The following is an 18,953-nucleotide window of genomic DNA, read 5'->3' as shown; positions in this document are numbered from 1 at the left end:
GTGAAACGGGGCCGCTCCTGAGGGAGCGGCCCCGTTTGGCGTATCCGGGACGACGCTCAGAGCGGACGCAGCGCCGGTTCCTTGCGTGCGGCTCCCAGCAGCCGGTCCAGGGCCAGTTCCACGTCTTCCTTCCACGACAGCGTGGAGCGCAGTTCCAGCCTCAGCCGCGGGTGCACCGGATGCGGCCGTACCGTCTTGAACCCCACGGCCAGGAGATGGTCCGCCGGCAGCAGACAGGCCGGCCCCTCCCAGCGCGCGTCCCCGAAGGCCTCGATCGCCCGGAACCCCCTGCGCAGCAGGTCCTTCGCCACCGTCTGGACCATCACCCGGCCCAGTCCCTGTCCCTGGTAGCCCGGCATGATCCACGCGGTGATCAGCTGCACGGCGTCAGGGGAGACCGGGCTGGTGGGAAACGCGGTCGCACGCGCCACGTACGCAGGCGGCGCGTACAGAACGAACCCCACCGGGACCTCGTCCACGTAGACCACGCGTCCGCACGATCCCCACTCCAGCAGGACGGCGGAGATCCACGCCTCCTTCTCCTGCGCAGCGTTGCCCGCCTTCACGGCGGCCTCGCCGCTGACGGGGTCCAGCTCCCAGAAGACACAGGACCGGCAACGCCGGGGCAGATCCTGAAGGTTGTCCAGCGTGAGCGGTACCAGCCGACGACCCATGACCGCATCGTAGCCACTGCTCGAATCACCGGAAACCGCACGCACGCAAAGGGGCGGGCCGTACCGGCTCTCACCGGCACGACCCGCCCCTCGACCGCGGGCTACTCCCCGGAGAGACCCTGGTCCAGCACGCGACCCTCGCCCGGCGCCAGCGTGCCCAGAATCCGCTCGAGGTCCTCCATCGAGGCGAACTCGACGGTGATCTTGCCCCGCTTCTGACCCAGGTCCACCTTCACCCGCGTCTCGAACCGGTCCGACAGACGCGTCGCCAGCTCACTGAGCGCCGGAGAGACCCGGGCGCCCGCCCGCGGACCCTTCGACTTCACCGCGCCGCCCGATTCCTCTCCCATCAGGGAGACGATCTCCTCGACCGCTCGGACGGAGAGACCCTCGGCCACGATCCGATGCGCCAGCCGGTCCTGCACCTCGGAGTCGTCCACCGAGAGCAGGGCCCGCGCATGACCCGCCGACAGCACGCCCGCCGCCACCCGGCGCTGCACCGACGGCGACAGCTTCAGCAGCCGGAGCGTGTTCGAGACCTGCGGACGCGAACGCCCGATCCGGTCCGCCAGCTGGTCGTGCGTGCAGTTGAAGTCCTGGAGGAGCTGGTCGTACGCGGCAGCCTCTTCCAGAGGGTTCAGCTGAGCCCGGTGCAGGTTCTCCAGCAGCGCGTCCAGCAGCAGCTTCTCGTCGTCCGTCGCCCGGATGATCGCCGGAATGCGCGGCAGGCCCGCCTCCCGGCACGCCCGCCAACGCCGCTCACCCATGATCAGCTCGTAGCGGCCCGGGGCCGCCTGCCGTACGACCACCGGCTGGAGCAGGCCCACCTCCTGGATGGAGGTCACCAGCTCGGCCAGTGCGTCCTCGTCGAACACCTCGCGGGGCTGGCGCGGGTTCGGCGTGATCGAGTCCATCGGAAGCTCTGCGAACGTCGCTCCCGCCACCTCCCCGATCTGCGGGCCGGCGTGCGTCGCCTCTCCCGCGGCCGGGAGGGCCGTCGATGTTTCACGTGAAACATCGGCCTGCGCCAGCGCGGCCAGCTTCGCCGCCGCGATCCCCCGCTCCGAGGTCAGCACCGGTACGGCCGACGGAGACGTCGAACCGGAATTGATCACCGGCGGCGTCTTCTCCTGCGGAGCCGCGGGAATCAGCGCGCCGAGCCCCCGCCCCAGACCCCTACGTCGCTCACTCACTGGATCCCCTCCGCCATGCTCTGCGTGTGGTTCATACCCGCACCCAGATGAGGGTGCTGGGGGTCGTACTGGATTCCGGCCCCGCGCAGCGCGATCTCCCGCGCAGCCTCCAGGTAGGAGAGGGAACCGCTGGAGCCCGGGTCATAGGTCAGCACCGTCTGCCCGTAGCTCGGGGCCTCGGAGATGCGGACCGACCGCGGGATGCTCGTGCGCAGCACCTCCTTGCCGAAGTGGGTGCGCACCTCCTCCGCCACCTGCGACGCCAGCCGGGTCCTGCCGTCGTACATCGTGAGCAGGATCGTGGACACGTGCAGCGTGGGGTTCAGATGGGCCCGCACCAGGTCGACGTTGCGCAACAGCTGCCCCAGACCCTCCAGCGCGTAGTACTCGCACTGGATCGGGATCAGTACCTCGGCGCCCGCGACCAGGGCGTTCACCGTCAGCAGGCCCAGTGAGGGCGGGCAGTCGATGAGGATGTAGTCGAGGGGCTGCTCGTACGCCTGGATGGCCCGCTGAAGGCGGCTCTCGCGTGCCACGAGAGAGACCAGCTCGATCTCGGCTCCCGCCAGGTCGATCGTGGCGGGGGCACAGAACAGCCCTTCCACATCGGTCACCGGCTGGACGACCTCCATCAGCGGGCGGCTGTCCACGAGTACGTCGTAGATGGACGGCACGTCCGCGTGGTGATCGATGCCCAGCGCCGTGGAGGCGTTGCCCTGGGGGTCGAGATCCACGACCAGGACCCGCGCACCGTGCAGGGCCAGAGAAGCGGCCAGGTTCACGGTCGACGTGGTCTTGCCCACGCCGCCCTTCTGGTTGGCCACCACCATGATCCGGGTCTGCGCGGGCCGGGGCAGGCCCTCGCTCGCACGCCCCAGGGCCTCCACCGCGATCTGGGCGGCGCGGCCGATGGGTGTGTCGTCGTTGTCTACAAGCGGCGGGGCCGATGTTTCACGTGAAACATCTTCACCCGGCGATTCAGAGCGGGGACCGGGGACCGGATCGGCCATCGGCCCCGCAAGGTTGGCGTCTGACCGCACGGTGTCACTCTCCTCGGCATCAGGCTCGCGATGAACAGAGCCTGCCATGTCGCCGGGGTCGCGAACCAGCGGGGCCCGTACTCCTGTGGATGAATCCACCGTTGTGGACAACTCCGTCCCCCCTTCGTCCTTGCGGTGAGAGGGGGACGCAGCCTCACGACCGCGGCTGATGATTCCGTGCAGCAGAGAGCGACGTTTCACGTGAAACACGATGCCCGGACGGAGTCATCCGGCCGCTACGACACTCCGGATGGAGCCTTCGGGGTCAGCGGCGCCGACGCGTACGGCTCACCCGGGCGGCCTTGGCCCGCTTCGCCGCGAACCTCACGCCTCCGGGGCTCTCGCCGACCTCGACCCGCACCACGGTCGAGAGCGGATCCACGATCCCCTCGCCGACGTGCAGCACTGAGGTCTTCACCACACCGAGCTTGGTGAGAGCGGCCTTCGCCGCCACCAGCTCCTCCTCCGCGGTGTCACCCTTCAGCGCCAGCATTTCGCCGTACGGACGCAGCAGGGGCACGCCCCAACCGGCGAGCCGGTCCAGGGGAGCGACTGCCCGAGCCGTCACCACGTGCACCGGCTGGAGCTTTCCGAGGACCTCCTCGGCCCGCCCGCGCACCACCGTCACATGGTCCAGCCCCAGCATCTCCACGACTTCCTGGAGGAAGTTGGTGCGGCGCAGCAGCGGCTCCAGCAGCGTGATCTTCAGGTCCCGGCGGACCAGGGCCAGCGGGATACCGGGGAGGCCGGCGCCCGAACCCACATCGCACACGGTCACGCCCTCGGGCACGACCTCCGAGAGCACGGCGCAGTTGAGCAGGTGGCGCTCCCACAGACGCGGTACCTCGCGCGGGCCGATGAGGCCCCGCTTGACCCCCGCGTCCGCCAGCAGCTCCGCGTACCGCACGGCTTCCGGGAAATGTTCGCCGAACACCGCACGCGCCTCTTCAGGTGCCGGGGGCGCTTCTTCAGGCGTCAGGGGAAGCTCAGCTGCCTCCGTCACGGGACCGTCCTTCCGTACCGCATGGTGTGAAAACCACGTCGTCACTGCCAGGCTGACAAACTTCGGCCCCGCCTGCGAGACAGACGGGGCCGGACACTCGAGCTTCCGGTCAGGCCGGGAGCACGATGACGAAGCGCTGCGGCTCCTCGCCCTCGGACTCGCTGCGCAGACCGGCGGCCGCCACGGCGTCGTGGACGACCTTCCGCTCGAAGGGGGTCATCGGGTCCAGCTTCAGGGGCTCGCCCGACGCCTTCACCTCGTCCGCGGCCTTGGCACCGAGCGCGGTCAGTTCTTCGCGCTTCTTCGCCCGGAACCCACCGATGTCCAGCATCAGCCGGCTGCGGTCACCGGTCTCGCGGTGCACGGCGAGGCGGGTCAGCTCCTGCAGGGCCTCGAGCACCTCACCGTCACGGCCCACCAGCTTCTGCAGGTCGCGTGCGGATTCGCTGACGATGGAGACCGAGGCACGGTCCGCCTCGACGTCCATGTCGATGTCGCCGTCCAGGTCGGCGATGTCCAGCAGACCCTCGAGGTAGTCGGCCGCGATCTCGCCCTCCTGCTCGAGGCGGGTCAGGGTGTCGCCAGCCTCAGCAGCAGCGGCGGTGGTGGTGCCTTCCGTCACGGGAGGGGCTCCTTCTTACTTCTTGGAAGAGGGCTTGCTGGGGGGCGACTGTCGCTGCGACTTCGACTGCCGCTTGGGCTGCTGCCGCTTCTGGAGACCGCCGCCGGCCGCATCCGCGTCGACGGTCGCCTCGACGCTCTTCGTCACCGAGCCGTCCGCCTGGGCGGCCATGCCCTGCTTGGTCAGAGCGGTGATGAACTTGCGCTCGTTGTCGTTGCGGTCCGGCCCCTTGGCCACGATCGCCGCGACGATCTTCTTCTTGCTCCGCCCCTTGACCGTGCCGTGGGTGGCGACGTGCTTCAGCAGGCGGGTCAGGTACTGGTCCTGGGCCTTGCTTCCCGGGGTCGGGTTCTGGCTGATCACGAACATCTGCTGACCCATGGTCCACAGGTTCGTCGTCAACCAGTAGATGAGGACGCCGACGGGGAAGTTGATGCCCATGACGGCGAAGATCACCGGGAAGACGTACATCAGCATCTTCTGCTGCTGCATGAACGGCGTCTTGACCGAGAGGTCGACGTTCTTCTGCATCAGCTGCCGCTGCGTGTAGAACTGCGACAGCGACATCATGACGATCATGATGGCGGTGACCACGCGCACGTCGGTGATCGAGGCGCCCAGAGCTGCGACCTTCTCCGCGCTGTCCGTGAACTTGGCCGCCAGCGGGGCACCGAAGATGTGGGCGTTACGGGCGCTCTCCAGCAGCGGGCCGTCGATCTGGCCGATCGGCTTGCCGTTCGCGATGCCGGAGAGCACGTGGTAGAGCGCGAAGAAGAACGGGGACTGCGCCAGGATGGGAAGGCACGAGGAGAGCGGGTTGGTACCCGTCTCCTTGTACAGCTTCATCATCTCTTCGGACTGACGCTGCTTGTCGTTCTTGTAGCGCTCCTGGATCGCCTTCATCTTCGGCTGGATCGCCTGCATGCCCCGCGTTGCTTTGATCTGCTTCACGAAGAGCGGGATCAGGCAGATGCGGATCAAGATCACCAGGGACACGATGGACAGGCCCCAGGCCCACCCGCTGTCGGCGCCGAACATGGCGCCGTACACCTTGTGGAACTGGACGATGATCCACGAAACAGGCGTAGTAATAAAGCTGAACAAACCGGCAAGCGTGTCCACTAATCAGGCTCCTTGAGCATTGCGAGATCGACGCAACGCACTGCGCAGCTGCTCGTGCCAACGCGGGCGTTTACGGGGTGGGACGTGATCCACGCCGCCCGGGGACCACGGATTGCACCGCAGGATCCGCCAGCCGGTCAGGACCGTCCCCTTCACCGCACCATGCCGGTCGATGGCCGTGTACCCGTAGTGCGAACACGAGGGGTAGTAGCGGCACACCGGCCCGAGCAGCGGACTGATCGTCCACTGGTACAGCTTGATCAATGCGAGCAGCGGGTACTTCATCGAGCCACGCCTCCCAAGAGCCGCAGCAGTGCGGCGTCAAGGTCCCGGGCCAGCTCGTCGAGACCGGCATCGCCCGCTCCGGGCAGAGCCCGTACCACCACCAGGCTACCTGCGGGCAGCTTCGGCAGCCGCTCGCGGATGAGATGGCGCAAACGGCGCTTGACCCGGTTGCGTACGACGGCACCGCCGACAGCTTTGCTGACGACGAAACCCGCACGCGTCGAGGGATCGATCTCCCCCGGCTCGTGCGGGTCCGTTGCACCGCTTGTACGTAGGTGAACGACGAGGAGCGGGCGACCAGCCCGACGGCCTCGACGTACCGCGCTCGCGAAGTCCTCGCGCCGCCTCAGCCGATTCTCGGGAGACAGCACGACGTCACGATCCGCCCGTCAGTTACGCGGAAAGGGCGGCGCGGCCCTTGCCACGACGGTTCGCGAGGATGGCGCGACCGGCACGGGTACGCATCCGGAGACGGAAGCCGTGGGTCTTGGCACGACGGCGGTTGTTCGGCTGGAAGGTGCGCTTGCTCACTCGGGGGCTCCAGAGAATAAATCGTTGTGGCGGGACATCGCCTGGCTGTCACCGTGCGCCCACGAGGAGAAAAACTCGCGTGTACGCCCGAGTGGCACCGCAAAACGATCACTGTCAGTGATCTTCGCCCATCGGTAGGCAGGCGGCAGCAGCCATCGACAACTCGACCTCGTTACGGTACGCGCGGCTACGCCATCCGGTCAAACCGAGTCGGCTGGGCCCCACACTGTGCACAGGCTGTGGACAACGACTTGAACCGTACCCGCTGGCCTGACTACCGTTGTCTGACCCTGGATTTTTTGTCCCGACCGTCCCAAAGAACCACACATTCGTGGGACCCCCTGTGAGAGAGCGTGCTCTGTGGCTGACGTACCTGCCGATCTTGCCGCAGTGTGGCCAAGGGTGCTCGAGAAGCTCCTCGGTGAGGGACAGAACAGCATCGAGCCCAAGGACAAGCAGTGGGTCGAGCGCTGCCAGCCGCTGGCGCTCGTGGCCGACACCGCGCTGCTCGCCGTCCCCAACGAGTACGGCAAGCGCGTGCTCGAAGGCCGGCTCGCCCCGCTCATCAGCGACGCCCTCAGCCGTGAGTGCGGCCGCCCGATCCGGATCGCCATCACCGTCGACGACTCCGCCGGCGAGCCCGCGCCCCAGGTGACGGACACGTCCTCCGGCCGGGATTCCTACGAGCCGTACGGCGGCCAGCGCCCCGGAGGCCACACCGGGCCCGGGGGTCACACCGGTCACACCGGCCCGAACTCCGGACCCGGATCCTCCGACGACGACCGGCTCCCCACGGCCCGCCCCGCCTACCCGGACTACCAGCAGCCGCGCCCCGAGCCCGGCGCCTGGCCCCGCGGCGGCCAGCAGGACGACTACGGCTGGCAGCAGCCCCGCCTCGGCGGCTTCCCCGAACGCGATCCGTACGCCTCCCCGCAGCCGGGCTACCTGCAGCAGTCCGACCCCTCCTACGACCAGGGCTCCTACGAGCAGCAGAAGTACGAGCAGCCGCGCCAGCAGTACGAGGACCAGCAGCAGCGCCAGTCCCGGCCGTACGAGCAGCAGCAGTACGAGCGGCCCGCCGCGCGCCCGGCGCCCAGCCGGCCCGCGCCCTCCGCCCCGTCCGGCGGATCCACCTCGGGCCCGCTGGAGCCGACCGCCCGGCTGAACCCCAAGTACCTGTTCGACACCTTCGTCATCGGCGCCTCCAACCGCTTCGCGCACGCCGCCGCGGTGGCCGTCGCCGAGGCGCCGGCGAAGGCGTACAACCCCCTCTTCGTCTACGGGGAGTCGGGTCTCGGCAAGACGCACCTGCTGCACGCCATCGGGCACTACGCGCGCAGCCTCTACCCGGGCACCCGAGTGCGGTACGTGAGCTCCGAGGAGTTCACCAACGAGTTCATCAACTCGATCCGCGACGGCAAGGGCGACGCGTTCCGCAAGCGCTACCGCGAGATGGACATCCTGCTCGTCGACGACATCCAGTTCCTGGCGAGCAAGGAGTCGACGCAGGAGGAGTTCTTCCACACCTTCAATACGCTCCACAACGCCAACAAGCAGATCGTGCTCTCCTCCGACCGGCCGCCCAAGCAGCTCGTCACCCTGGAGGACCGGCTGCGCAACCGCTTCGAGTGGGGCCTGATCACCGACGTCCAGCCGCCCGAGCTGGAGACCCGTATCGCGATCCTGCGCAAGAAGGCCGTCCAGGAGCAACTCAACGCTCCGCCGGAGGTGCTGGAGTTCATCGCCTCCCGCATCTCGCGCAACATCCGCGAGCTGGAGGGGGCGCTGATCCGGGTCACGGCCTTCGCGAGCCTGAACCGGCAGCCGGTCGACCTGGGCCTGGCCGAGGACGTACTGAAGAACCTGATCCCCGGCGGCGAGGACAGCGCGCCCGAGATCACGGCCAGCGACATCATGGCGGCCACCGCCGACTACTTCGGGCTCACCGTGGACGACCTCTGCGGCTCCTCGCGCAGCCGCGTGCTCGTCACCGCCCGGCAGATCGCCATGTACCTGTGCCGGGAGCTCACGGACCTCTCCCTGCCGAAGATCGGGGCACAGTTCGGCGGCCGCGACCACACCACCGTCATGCACGCGGACCGCAAGATCCGCGCCCTGATGGCGGAGCGCCGGTCCATCTACAACCAGGTAACCGAGCTCACCAACCGCATCAAGAACGGCTGACGCGGGCCCGTGAAAGGGGCCGTACGGGCGCCGTCAGGGCACCCCCACACGCTTCCAGAGGGCGCTCCCGGGTCACTTCGGGGGCGCCCTTCTTCGTGCGTGCGCCCCCGACTTGTTCGAATACGCCCCCAATGGAGCAACTCATCCACAGATTGGGCCACTTTCCTCTGTCCACAGCCTGGGGACGGCCTGCCCCGCCCACAAAACTGTCCACAGGGCCTGGGTGTGAGGCACCATCAGAGCTGGTCAGATCCCTGTGGAATTGTGCGCAAGCACTGTCCACAAGCTGTGGACAGAATTTTCATCCACAGGTTCGTCCACCGCGTTGTCCACCGGCGGTCCACAGGATCCGGTGCCCTGTGCACAGGATCAGACGACTTCCCCACACCGTTGTCCACTGTTCGGCAACGGGGCAGCCCCTCTCACCGCCCCGAGTGAAAGCGGTCACACCAAGGTCGACGTTTGGGTTGTGGAGTACTGGGGGAAACCTGGGGACGCACCTGTGGAGTAGTCGGGGTCATCTGGGGACGGCCTGTGCAGAACTTTTCGTTCTCCACAGGGACACGGGGTTGTCCACCGGTGTCACCCACAGGGTGTGGGGATAAAAAACGCGGGCTGACCTGGGAAAACGGGCTTATCCACCGTTTCCACAGGCCCTACTACTACCCCCATAGAGAGTTAGCCCGGTTTCGGTTTTCAAGCAGGACCTGTGCACAACTCGGTGGATCGCCCTCCCCGACACCTCGCTCCCGACTTGACCGCCAGCAGCGACGACTGTCGGCGCCGTACGTCAGACTGGTCCCCGGCAACGGTCGAGGCATCGACGAGCCGACGACGAAGGCCGGCAGACGAGCGAGCAACAGCAGGAGGCGGTTTCCGGTGAAGATCCGGGTGGAGCGCGACGTACTCGCGGAGGCGGTGGCCTGGGCTGCTCGTAGCCTCCCGGCCCGGCCTCCGGTCCCCGTTCTCGCGGGCCTGCTGCTGAAGGCCGAGGAGGGCAAGCTGTCCCTCTCCGGCTTCGACTACGAGGTCTCGGCCCGTGTCTCCGTCGAGGCCGACGTCGAGGAGGACGGCACCGTCCTGGTGTCCGGTCGGCTGCTCGCCGACATCTGCCGCGCCCTGCCCAACCGGCCGGTGGAGATTTCCACAGACGGTGTACGGGCGACCGTGGTCTGCGGCTCCTCGCGGTTCACACTCCACACCCTGCCTGTGGAGGAGTACCCGGCGCTGCCGCAGATGCCCACCGCGACCGGCACCGTGCCCGGCGAGGTCTTCGCCTCCGCCGCCGCCCAGGTCGCCATCGCCGCCGGCCGCGACGACACGCTGCCCGTGCTGACCGGTGTCCGCATCGAGATCGAGGGCGACCGCGTCACCCTGGCCTCCACCGACCGCTACCGCTTCGCGGTCCGCGAGTTCCTGTGGAAGCCCGAGGACCCGGAGGCCTCCGCTGTGGCCCTGGTGCCCGCCAAGACCCTCCTGGACACCGCCAAGTCGCTCACCAGCGGCGACACGGTCACCATCGCGCTGTCGGGCTCCGGCCAGGGCGAGGGCCTCATCGGCTTCGAGGGCGCCGGCCGGCGCACCACCACCCGCCTCCTCGAGGGCGACCTGCCGAAGTACCGCACCCTCTTCCCGACGGAGTTCAACTCCGTCGCGGTGATCGAGACCGCCCCGTTCGTCGAGGCCGTCAAGCGCGTCGCCCTGGTCGCCGAACGCAACACCCCGGTCCGCCTGAGCTTCGAGCAGGGCGTGCTGATCCTGGAGGCCGGCTCCTCCGACGACGCACAGGCTGTGGAGCGCGTCGACGCGAAGCTGGAGGGCGACGACATCTCGATCGCCTTCAACCCGACCTTCCTGCTGGACGGCCTGAGCGCGATCGACTCGCCGGCCGCGCAGCTCAGCTTCACGACCTCGACCAAGCCCGCGCTGCTCAGCGGCCGCCCGGCCGTCGACGCCGAGGCCGACGAGGCGTACAAGTACCTGATCATGCCCGTCCGCCTCTCCGGCTGAGACCCGGTCGGCACACGGCAGTGAGCACGGCGTCGGGCCCGGTCACGCTTCCCGCGGGGCCGGGCCCGACGTCTTCGCCCCGGCCCGGGTGCCCCGTTCCCCTCCGGAGTCCCGTGCGTATTCCCTTCCGGAGCGCCCGTGGGGCCGGGCAGCGCCGCCCGGCGTACGCTCGGGACGGGGGAGGTCCCGAGCAGCGGGGGACCCCCGGCACAGACGGCCACAACGCTTAAGGAACCACCTGATGGAGCTTGGTCTCGTCGGTCTCGGCAAGATGGGCGGCAACATGCGCGAGCGCATCCGCCGCGCCGGCCACACCGTCATCGGATACGACCGCAACCCGGACCTCGCCGATGTCCACAGCCTCGCGGAGCTTGTGGACGGCCTGCAGGCCCCCCGCGTGGTATGGGTGATGGTCCCGGCGGGCGCGGCGACCCAGTCCACCGTCGACGAGCTCTCCGAGCTCCTCTCGCCCGGCGACGTCGTCGTCGACGGCGGCAACTCGCGCTGGACCGACGACGAGAAGCACGCCGCCGAACTGGCGGCCAAGGGCATCGGCTTCGTCGACTGCGGCGTCTCGGGCGGTGTCTGGGGCCTGGCGAACGGCTACGCGCTGATGTACGGCGGCGACAAGGAGCACGTCGCGGTGGCCCAGCCGATCTTCGACGCCCTCAAGCCCGAGGGCGAGTTCGGGGCCGTGCACGCCGGCAAGGTCGGCGCCGGCCACTTCGCCAAGATGGTCCACAACGGCATCGAGTACGCCATGATGCAGGCCTACGCCGAGGGCTGGGAGCTCCTGGAGAAGGTCGACTCGGTCACCGACGTCCGCGAGGTCTTCCGGTCCTGGCAGGAGGGCACGGTCATCCGTTCCTGGCTGCTGGACCTGGCGGTGAACGCGCTGGACGAGGACGAGCACCTGCAGCAGCTGCGCGGCTTCGCGCAGGACTCGGGCGAGGGCCGCTGGACGGTCGAGGCCGCGATCGACAACGCCGTGCCGCTTCCGGCGATCACCGCCTCGCTGTTCGCGCGCTTCGCGTCCCGCCAGGACGACTCCCCGCAGATGAAGATGATCGCCGCGCTGCGCAACCAGTTCGGCGGCCACGCGGTCGAGAAGAAGTAGTCCACAACCGCTCCACAGCGGTGCACCACAAGCACCACAGAGCCTCGAGCACCACAGCACCACAGCAGCACAGAGCAGCAGGAAGCCGGGGGAGGTCGGCGCCGTATGCATGTTTCGCATCTCTCGTTGGCCGACTTCCGCTCGTACGCCCGGGCCGAGGTTCCCCTCGACCCGGGCGTCACGGCTTTCGTGGGTCCCAACGGCCAGGGCAAGACGAACCTGGTCGAGGCGATCGGCTACCTCGCCACCCTCGGCAGCCACCGCGTCTCCGCCGACGCCCCCCTGGTGCGGATGGGCGCGGACCGGGCCGTCATCCGGGCCGCGGTCACCCAGGGTGAGCGGCAGCAGCTGGTGGAGCTCGAGCTGAACCCGGGCCGGGCCAACCGGGCGAGGATCAACCGGTCCTCGCAGGTCAGGCCCCGCGACGTGCTGGGCATCGTACGGACGGTGCTCTTCGCCCCCGAGGACCTGGCCCTGATCAAGGGAGACCCGGGGGAGCGGCGCCGCTTCCTCGACGAACTCGTGACGGCCCGCTCGCCGCGCATGGCGGCGGTCCGCTCGGACTACGAGCGGGTGCTCAAGCAGCGCAACACCCTGCTGAAGTCGGCCGCGATGGCCCGCCGGCACGGGGGCCGCTCCATGGACCTGTCCACCCTGGACGTGTGGGACCAGCACCTCGCGCGCACCGGCGCCGAGTTGCTCGCCCAGCGCCTCGACCTGATCGCGACGCTGCTGCCGCTGGCGGACAAGGCGTACGAGCAGCTCGCGCCCGGCGGCGGCCCGCTCGGGCTCGCCTACAAGTCCTCGGCCACCGCCGAGACGCTCGGCGAGGCGGTCGGCGAAACGCTCGGCGAGGCGGTCGCGGGGGCGGGCAACGTGGGCGGCGCGGCCGCGGAGGGCGGCGGGGCCCGCACCCGCGAGGCCCTGTACGGGGTGCTGCTCGCGGCGCTGGCCGACGTGCGCAAGCAGGAGATCGAGCGCGGCGTGACCCTCGTCGGCCCGCACCGCGACGACATGACCTTGCGCCTGGGCGAGCTCCCGGCCAAGGGGTACGCGAGCCACGGCGAGTCCTGGTCGTACGCACTGGCGCTGCGCCTGGCCTCCTACGAACTGCTGCGCTCCGAGGGCAGCGAGCCGGTGCTGATCCTCGACGACGTGTTCGCGGAGCTCGACGAGCGCCGCCGGGAGCGGCTGGCGGAGCTGGTGGCGCCCGGCGAGCAGGTGCTGGTGACGGCGGCGGTGGACGACGACGTCCCGGGCGTGCTGATCGGAACGCGGTTCGCGGTGTCCGGCGGCGAGGTGACCCGGCTGTGAGCGAGGAGAAGCAGGACGGCGGCGGCGCCCGGGAGCCCGCGCGCAAGCTCCCGGAGTTCTCGGGCGTGGACCTGGCGCGCCAGGCGCTGGCGGCCGCCAAGGAAGCGGCGCGCGCCCGGGGCAACGCGGCCACGGGCAAGAAGCGCCCCTACCAGCAGGGCCTGCGCTCGGGGGCCCGGGCGGACGGCCGGGACCCGATGCCGCTGATGGCCGCGCTGGACCGGCTGCGGACCGAGCGCGGCTGGGAGATGCCGATGGCGGTGGCGGGCGTGATGGAGCGCTGGCCCGAGATCGTCGGCCCGGACATCGCGGCGCACTGCGTGCCGGACCGGTACGAGGACCGCGAGCTGGTGGTGCGCTGCGACTCCTCGGCGTGGGCGGCGCAGCTGAAGCTGCTGGCTCCGCAGCTGGTGGCGCGGCTGAACACGGACCTGGGGCAGGGCACGGTGCGACTGATCAAGGTGCACGGACCGGGTGGCGGGCCGAAGCGGTACGGGCCGTGGCGTGCGCCGGGCAGCACGGGACCCGGGGACAACTACGGGTGAGCCCGCGAGGTCCCGTACGGATCTCCGGGCCCGTGGCCCGCGAGATCCGGCGGACCCGACGCCCGACGCCCGACCCCCACGCCCCGGCGGACTCCCGGGGCCGCTCCCGCGCCGACCGGAGCGGAGCGGGCCCGGGGCTGCGCGCGAGCGCCCGTACGGAACGCCCGCGCCCCGGCGTACGCCCGCTGCGAACGTCTGCGCGGGTGGTGTCCCTCACGGTAGCGGGAGGTTGACAGCCCGAAGCGCTCAATGCCCGTGTGAGCCTCTTTGAGCCCCTCCCCGGATATGGGGAGTCGGAGAGAGAGGTTTCCGGGCGGCACATGCGGACTCAGGTACCGGCAAACGCCCATTCATGGGGGTGATACCGGTAGACTGAACGAGAATCCCGCGCTTGCGCGGGATCCAGTCGAGTAAAGCTGACCACCGCTGATAACGCAGATCGACGCAGCCGCTCCCGCTTGCATGCCTGCCGGCCCGGAGTACGGCCTGTGCTGTGCCAGAAAGGGCGCTTCGTGGCCGATTCCGGCAACCCCAACGACAACCAGTCCACAGTCGGCCAGAACGGCGGCGACCCCGCTGCACCCGTTGAGTACACCGGCAACCAGATCCAGGTCCTCGAAGGCCTCGACGCGGTCCGCAAGCGGCCCGGCATGTACATCGGCTCCACCGGCGAGCGGGGCCTGCACCACCTCGTCTACGAGGTCGTCGACAACTCCGTCGACGAGGCCCTCGCCGGTCACGCCGACAGGATCGACGTCACGATCCTGGCCGACGGCGGCGTGCGCGTCGTCGACAACGGCCGGGGCATCCCCGTCGACATCGTGCCCTCCGAGGGCAAGTCGGCGGTCGAGGTCGTACTGACCGTCCTCCACGCGGGCGGCAAGTTCGGCGGCGGCGGTTACTCCGTCTCCGGCGGTCTGCACGGCGTCGGCGTGTCCGTCGTCAACGCCCTGTCGACGAGAGTCTCGGTCGACGTCCGCAAGGACGGCTACCGCTGGAGCCAGGACTACAAGCTGGGCGTCCCGACGGCCCCCCTCGCCAAGAACGAGGAGACGTCCGAGACGGGCACCACGGTGACCTTCTGGGCCGACGGCGACATCTTCGAGACGACCGAGTACTCCTTCGAGACCCTCTCGCGGCGCTTCCAGGAGATGGCCTTCCTCAACAAGGGCCTGACCCTCACGCTGACCGACGAGCGCGAGTCCGCGAAGGCGACGATGGGCGCGGACTCGGCCGAGGAGGCCGACGACGACCAGGCGCGCACGGTGAAGTACTACTACGAGGGCGGCATCGTCGACTTCGTGAAGTACCTCAACTCGCGCAAGGGCGAGCTGATCCACCCGACCGTCATCGACGTCGAGGCCGAGGACAAGGAGCGCACCCTCTCGGTCCAGATCGCGATGCAGTGGAACTCGCAGTACACCGAGGGGGTCTACTCCTTCGCGAACACGATCCACACGCACGAGGGCGGTACCCACGAAGAGGGCTTCCGCGCGGCGATGACCGGTCTGGTCAACCGCTACGCGCGGGAGAAGAAGTTCCTGCGCGAGAAGGACGACAACCTCGCGGGCGAGGACATCCGCGAGGGTCTGACCGCCATCATCTCGGTGAAGCTGGGCGAGCCGCAGTTCGAGGGCCAGACGAAGACCAAGCTGGGCAACACGGAGGCCAAGACCTTCGTGCAGAAGGTCGTCCACGAGCACCTCAACGACTGGTTCGACCGGAACCCGAACGAGGCCTCGGACATCATCCGCAAGGCGATCCAGGCGGCCACGGCGCGCGTCGCGGCCCGCAAGGCCCGCGACCTCACCCGCCGCAAGGGCCTGCTGGAGAGCGCCTCGCTGCCGGGCAAGCTGTCCGACTGCCAGTCGAACGACCCGACCCAGTGCGAGATCTTCATCGTCGAGGGCGACTCGGCCGGCGGCTCCGCGAAGTCCGGCCGCAACCCGATGTACCAGGCCATCCTGCCCATCCGCGGCAAGATCCTGAACGTCGAGAAGGCCCGTATCGACAAGATCCTCCAGAACACCGAGGTCCAGGCGCTGATCAGCGCCTTCGGCACCGGGGTGCACGAGGACTTCGACATCGAGAAGCTCCGCTATCACAAGATCATCCTGATGGCGGACGCCGACGTCGACGGCCAGCACATCAACACCCTGCTGCTGACCTTCCTGTTCCGCTTCATGCGGCCGCTGGTCGAGGCCGGTCACGTGTACCTGTCGCGCCCGCCGCTCTACAAGATCAAGTGGGGCCGCGACGACTTCGAGTACGCGTACTCGGACCGCGAGCGCGACGCCCTGGTGGAGCTCGGCAAGCAGAACGGCAAGCGGATCAAGGAAGACTCGATCCAGCGCTTCAAGGGTCTGGGCGAGATGAACGCCGAGGAACTGCGCATCACCACGATGGACGTCGACCACCGCGTGCTCGGCCAGGTCACCCTGGACGACGCGGCGCAGGCCGACGACCTGTTCTCGGTGCTGATGGGTGAGGACGTCGAAGCCCGGCGCTCCTTCATCCAGCGCAACGCCAAGGACGTTCGCTTCCTCGACATCTGAGTCGGCTCAGCTGACTGCCTGAAAGGACTTCTGACCAGCAATGGCCGACGAAACCACCCCCACCGCCGAGGAATCCGCGGCGGAGCAGCCCGTGGTGCGCATCGAGCCCGTCGGGCTCGAGACGGAAATGCAGCGCTCCTACCTCGACTACGCGATGTCCGTCATCGTCTCCCGAGCGCTGCCCGACGTACGGGACGGCCTCAAGCCGGTCCACCGCCGCGTGCTGTACGCGATGTACGACGGCGGCTACCGGCCCGAGAAGGGCTTCTACAAGTGCGCCCGCGTCGTCGGCGACGTCATGGGCACCTACCACCCGCACGGTGACAGCTCGATCTACGACGCCCTGGTCCGCCTGGCCCAGCCGTGGTCGCTGCGCATGCCGCTGGTGGACAGCAACGGCAACTTCGGCTCCCCGGGCAACGACCCGGCGGCCGCGATGCGCTACACCGAGTGCAAGCTGATGCCGCTGGCCATGGAGATGCTCCGGGACATCGACGAGGAGACCGTCGACTTCACGGACAACTACGACGGCCGCAACCAGGAGCCGACGGTCCTGCCGGCGCGCTTCCCGAACCTGCTGATCAACGGCAGCGCCGGTATCGCGGTCGGCATGGCCACCAACATCCCGCCGCACAACCTGCGCGAGGTCGCGGCCGGCGCCCAGTGGGCGCTGGAGCACCCGGAGGCCTCGCACGAGGAGCTCCAGGACGCGCTCATCGAGCGGATCAAGGGCCCGGACTTCCCGTCGGGCGCCCTCGTCGTGGGCCGCAAGGGCATCGAGGAGGCGTACCGGACCGGTCGCGGCTCCATCACGATGCGCGCGGTGGTCGAGGTCGAGGAGATCCAGAACCGCCAGTGCCTGGTGGTCACGGAGCTCCCCTACCAGACCAACCCCGACAACCTGGCGCAGAAGATCGCCGACCTGGTGAAGGACGCCAAGGTCGGCGGCATCGCCGACGTCCGCGACGAGACCTCGTCGCGGACCGGCCAGCGCCTGGTGATCGTGCTCAAGCGCGACGCCGTCGCCAAGGTCGTGCTGAACAACCTGTACAAGCACACCGACCTGCAGACGAACTTCGGCGCGAACATGCTGGCGCTCGTCGACGGCGTGCCGCGCACGCTGTCGATCGACGCGTTCATCCGCCACTGGGTGGCGCACCAGATCGAGGTCATCGTCCGGCGCACGAGGTTCCGCCTGCGCAAGGCGGAGGAGCGCGCCCACATCCTGCGCGGTCTGCTCAAGGCGCTGGACGCGATCGACGAGGTCATCGCGCTGATCCGGCGCAGCAACACGGTCGAGATCGCCCGCGAGGGCCTGATGGGCCTGCTGTCGATCGACGAGATCCAGGCGAACGCGATCCTGGAGATGCAGCTGCGCCGCCTCGCGGCCCTGGAGCGGCAGAAGATCGTCGCCGAGCACGACGAACTCCAGGCCAAGATCAACGAGTACAACGCGATCCTGGCCTCCGAGGAGCGCCAGCGGCAGATCGTCAGCGAGGAACTGGCGGCCATCGTCGAGAAGTTCGGCGACGACCGGCGCTCCAAGCTGGTGCCCTTCGACGGCGACATGTCCATGGAGGACCTGATCGCCGAAGAGGACATCGTCGTCACGATCACCCACGGCGGGTACGTCAAGCGCACCAAGACCGAGGACTACCGCTCGCAGAAGCGCGGCGGCAAGGGCGTGCGCGGCACGAAGCTGAAGCAGGACGACCTCGTCGACCACTTCTTCGTGTCCACCACGCACCACTGGCTGCTCTTCTTCACGAACAAGGGCCGCGTCTACCGGTCCAAGGCGTACGAGCTGCCGGACGCCGGCCGGGACGCGCGCGGTCAGCACGTGGCGAACCTGCTGGCCTTCCAGCCGGACGAGAAGATCGCCCAGATCCTCGCGATCCGCGACTACGAGGCGGCGCCCTACCTGATCCTGGCCACCAAGGGCGGCCTGGTGAAGAAGACGGCGCTCAAGGACTACGACTCGCCCCGCTCGGGCGGCGTCATCGCCATCAACCTCCGCGAGACGGACAACGGCGCCGACGGCGTCGCCGACGAACTGATCGGCGCCGAACTCGTGTCCGCCGAGGACGACCTGCTGCTCATCAGCAAGAAGGCGCAGTCGATCCGCTTCACGGCGACCGACGACGCGCTGCGCCCGATGGGCCGCGCCACCTCGGGCGTGAAGGGCATGAGCTTCCGCGGTGGGGACGAACTGCTCTCGATGAGCGTCGTCCGGCCCGGTACGTTCGTCTTCACCGCGACCGACGGCGGCTACGCCAAGCGGACACCGGTGGACGAGTACCGCGTCCAGGGACGTGGCGGCCTGGGCATCAAGGCAGCCAAGATCGTGGAGGACCGCGGCTCGCTCGTGGGCGCGCTCGTGGTGGACGAAACGGACGAGATTCTCGCCATCACCCTCGGCGGTGGTGTGATTCGTACGCGCGTCAACGAAGTACGGGAGACCGGCCGTGACACCATGGGCGTCCAGCTGATCAACCTGGGCAAGCGGGATGCCGTCGTCGGTATCGCCCGCAACGCGGAGGCCGGTCAGGAAGCTGACGAGGTCGACGACAGCGAGACCGACAGCGAGACCGAGAACGAGACCGAGATCGGGACCGGAGCGGCCGTCGAAGGACAGGCCGCCGAGGCCGCCGGGGGCACGGAGCCCTCGGCTGGGGAGCACGAGGAGTAAGCGTGAGTGGAGCCACGGGCGCCGGACCGGCCAAGACTGGAGAGAACGGTGCCCGTGGCCCCGCCGCGG

Annotated in this window: 15 protein-coding genes and 1 pseudogene; 7 read left to right on the top strand and 9 right to left on the bottom strand. The window is 69.0% G+C overall.

All coding sequences use genetic code 11. From position 1 onward, the window contains the following. Positions 1–56 precede the first annotated feature (56 nt). The 9 genes and pseudogenes from ABZY44_RS12695 to rpmH all read right to left on the bottom strand — a co-directional run bounded on the left by ABZY44_RS12695 (position 57) and on the right by rpmH (position 6,470). A complete protein-coding gene (locus ABZY44_RS12695; protein ID WP_356652824.1) occupies positions 57–674 on the bottom strand; it encodes a GNAT family N-acetyltransferase in 618 nt (205 codons plus the stop codon). Positions 675–775: 101 nt separating this feature from the next. Then, complete coding sequence (locus tag ABZY44_RS12690) at positions 776–1,867, bottom strand: ParB/RepB/Spo0J family partition protein (protein WP_356652822.1); 1,092 nt, start codon at positions 1,865–1,867, stop codon at positions 776–778. Continuing rightward, positions 1,864–2,955 (bottom strand): ParA family protein, encoded by a 1,092-nt coding sequence (locus ABZY44_RS12685; RefSeq protein WP_356652820.1) that lies wholly within the window; start codon positions 2,953–2,955, stop codon positions 1,864–1,866. The genes ABZY44_RS12690 and ABZY44_RS12685 overlap by 4 nt, the downstream gene beginning before the upstream one ends. Before the next feature lie 217 nt (positions 2,956–3,172). Beyond that, positions 3,173–3,886: a 16S rRNA (guanine(527)-N(7))-methyltransferase RsmG gene (rsmG, locus tag ABZY44_RS12680; RefSeq protein WP_356652848.1), complete on the bottom strand. Its 714-nt coding sequence runs from the start codon at positions 3,884–3,886 to the stop codon at positions 3,173–3,175. A 133-nt stretch (positions 3,887–4,019) separates the two neighbouring features. After that, entirely contained in the window at positions 4,020–4,532 is a 513-nt protein-coding gene (locus ABZY44_RS12675) for a R3H domain-containing nucleic acid-binding protein (protein WP_356652818.1), read from the bottom strand. Positions 4,533–4,547: 15 nt separating this feature from the next. Beyond that, positions 4,548–5,654: a membrane protein insertase YidC gene (gene yidC / locus ABZY44_RS12670; protein WP_356652816.1), complete on the bottom strand. Its 1,107-nt coding sequence runs from the start codon at positions 5,652–5,654 to the stop codon at positions 4,548–4,550. Positions 5,655–5,684: 30 nt separating this feature from the next. Further along, a pseudogene (yidD, locus tag ABZY44_RS12665) lies at positions 5,685–5,939 on the bottom strand (membrane protein insertion efficiency factor YidD); the annotation flags it as partial. Continuing rightward, positions 5,936–6,310, bottom strand: a complete 375-nt coding sequence (rnpA, locus tag ABZY44_RS12660) for a ribonuclease P protein component (protein WP_356652814.1) — start codon at positions 6,308–6,310, stop codon at positions 5,936–5,938. The pseudogene yidD and the gene rnpA, both read right to left, overlap by 4 nt. Before the next feature lie 22 nt (positions 6,311–6,332). After that, positions 6,333–6,470, bottom strand: a complete 138-nt coding sequence (gene rpmH, locus ABZY44_RS12655) for a 50S ribosomal protein L34 (RefSeq protein WP_008741645.1) — start codon at positions 6,468–6,470, stop codon at positions 6,333–6,335. 360 nt (positions 6,471–6,830) lie between these two features. On the opposite strand from rpmH, the gene dnaA reads away from it, so the two are divergent. The 7 genes from dnaA to gyrA all read left to right on the top strand — a co-directional run bounded on the left by dnaA (position 6,831) and on the right by gyrA (position 18,884). Further along, the gene (gene dnaA / locus ABZY44_RS12650; protein WP_356652812.1) at positions 6,831–8,654 is read left to right on the top strand and encodes a chromosomal replication initiator protein DnaA; all 1,824 of its coding nucleotides are present in this window, start codon (positions 6,831–6,833) and stop codon (positions 8,652–8,654) included. A gap of 879 nt (positions 8,655–9,533) precedes the next feature. Continuing rightward, the gene (dnaN, locus tag ABZY44_RS12645; RefSeq protein ID WP_356652810.1) at positions 9,534–10,664 is read left to right on the top strand and encodes a DNA polymerase III subunit beta; all 1,131 of its coding nucleotides are present in this window, start codon (positions 9,534–9,536) and stop codon (positions 10,662–10,664) included. A gap of 88 nt (positions 10,665–10,752) precedes the next feature. Next, entirely contained in the window at positions 10,753–11,781 is a 1,029-nt protein-coding gene (gnd, locus tag ABZY44_RS12640; RefSeq protein WP_356652808.1) for a phosphogluconate dehydrogenase (NAD(+)-dependent, decarboxylating), read from the top strand. Positions 11,782–11,886: 105 nt separating this feature from the next. Continuing rightward, a complete protein-coding gene (gene recF / locus ABZY44_RS12635; RefSeq protein ID WP_356652806.1) occupies positions 11,887–13,095 on the top strand; it encodes a DNA replication/repair protein RecF in 1,209 nt (402 codons plus the stop codon). Further along, positions 13,092–13,640 carry a DciA family protein gene (locus ABZY44_RS12630; protein WP_356652804.1) on the top strand — a complete coding sequence of 183 codons (549 nt, stop codon included), beginning with the start codon at positions 13,092–13,094 and terminating at the stop codon, positions 13,638–13,640. The genes recF and ABZY44_RS12630 overlap by 4 nt, the downstream gene beginning before the upstream one ends. Positions 13,641–14,128: 488 nt before the next feature. Then, positions 14,129–16,195 (top strand): DNA topoisomerase (ATP-hydrolyzing) subunit B, encoded by a 2,067-nt coding sequence (gene gyrB, locus ABZY44_RS12625; protein WP_356652802.1) that lies wholly within the window; start codon positions 14,129–14,131, stop codon positions 16,193–16,195. Between the two features lie 40 nt (positions 16,196–16,235). Further along, positions 16,236–18,884 carry a DNA gyrase subunit A gene (gyrA, locus tag ABZY44_RS12620; RefSeq protein ID WP_356652800.1) on the top strand — a complete coding sequence of 883 codons (2,649 nt, stop codon included), beginning with the start codon at positions 16,236–16,238 and terminating at the stop codon, positions 18,882–18,884. Positions 18,885–18,953 lie beyond the last annotated feature (69 nt).

Origin of the sequence: Streptomyces sp. NPDC006544 (genome assembly GCF_040611715.1) — a bacterium.
GTDB lineage: Bacteria > Actinomycetota > Actinomycetes > Streptomycetales > Streptomycetaceae > Streptomyces.
The sequence above is the reverse complement of the archived record's forward strand: the minus strand, read 5'-3'. Positions and strand labels throughout refer to the sequence as shown.

What these genes read in the sequence shown, in the direction of transcription:
- ABZY44_RS12695 (WP_356652824.1), bottom strand. Translation starts at nt 674, where the DNA reads ATGGGTCGTCGGCTGGTACCGCTCACGCTGGACAACCTTCAGGATCTG.
- ABZY44_RS12685 (WP_356652820.1), bottom strand. Translation starts at nt 2,955, where the DNA reads ATGGCAGGCTCTGTTCATCGCGAGCCTGATGCCGAGGAGAGTGACACC.
- recF (WP_356652806.1), top strand. Translation starts at nt 11,887, where the DNA reads ATGCATGTTTCGCATCTCTCGTTGGCCGACTTCCGCTCGTACGCCCGG.
- gyrA (WP_356652800.1), top strand. Translation starts at nt 16,236, where the DNA reads ATGGCCGACGAAACCACCCCCACCGCCGAGGAATCCGCGGCGGAGCAG.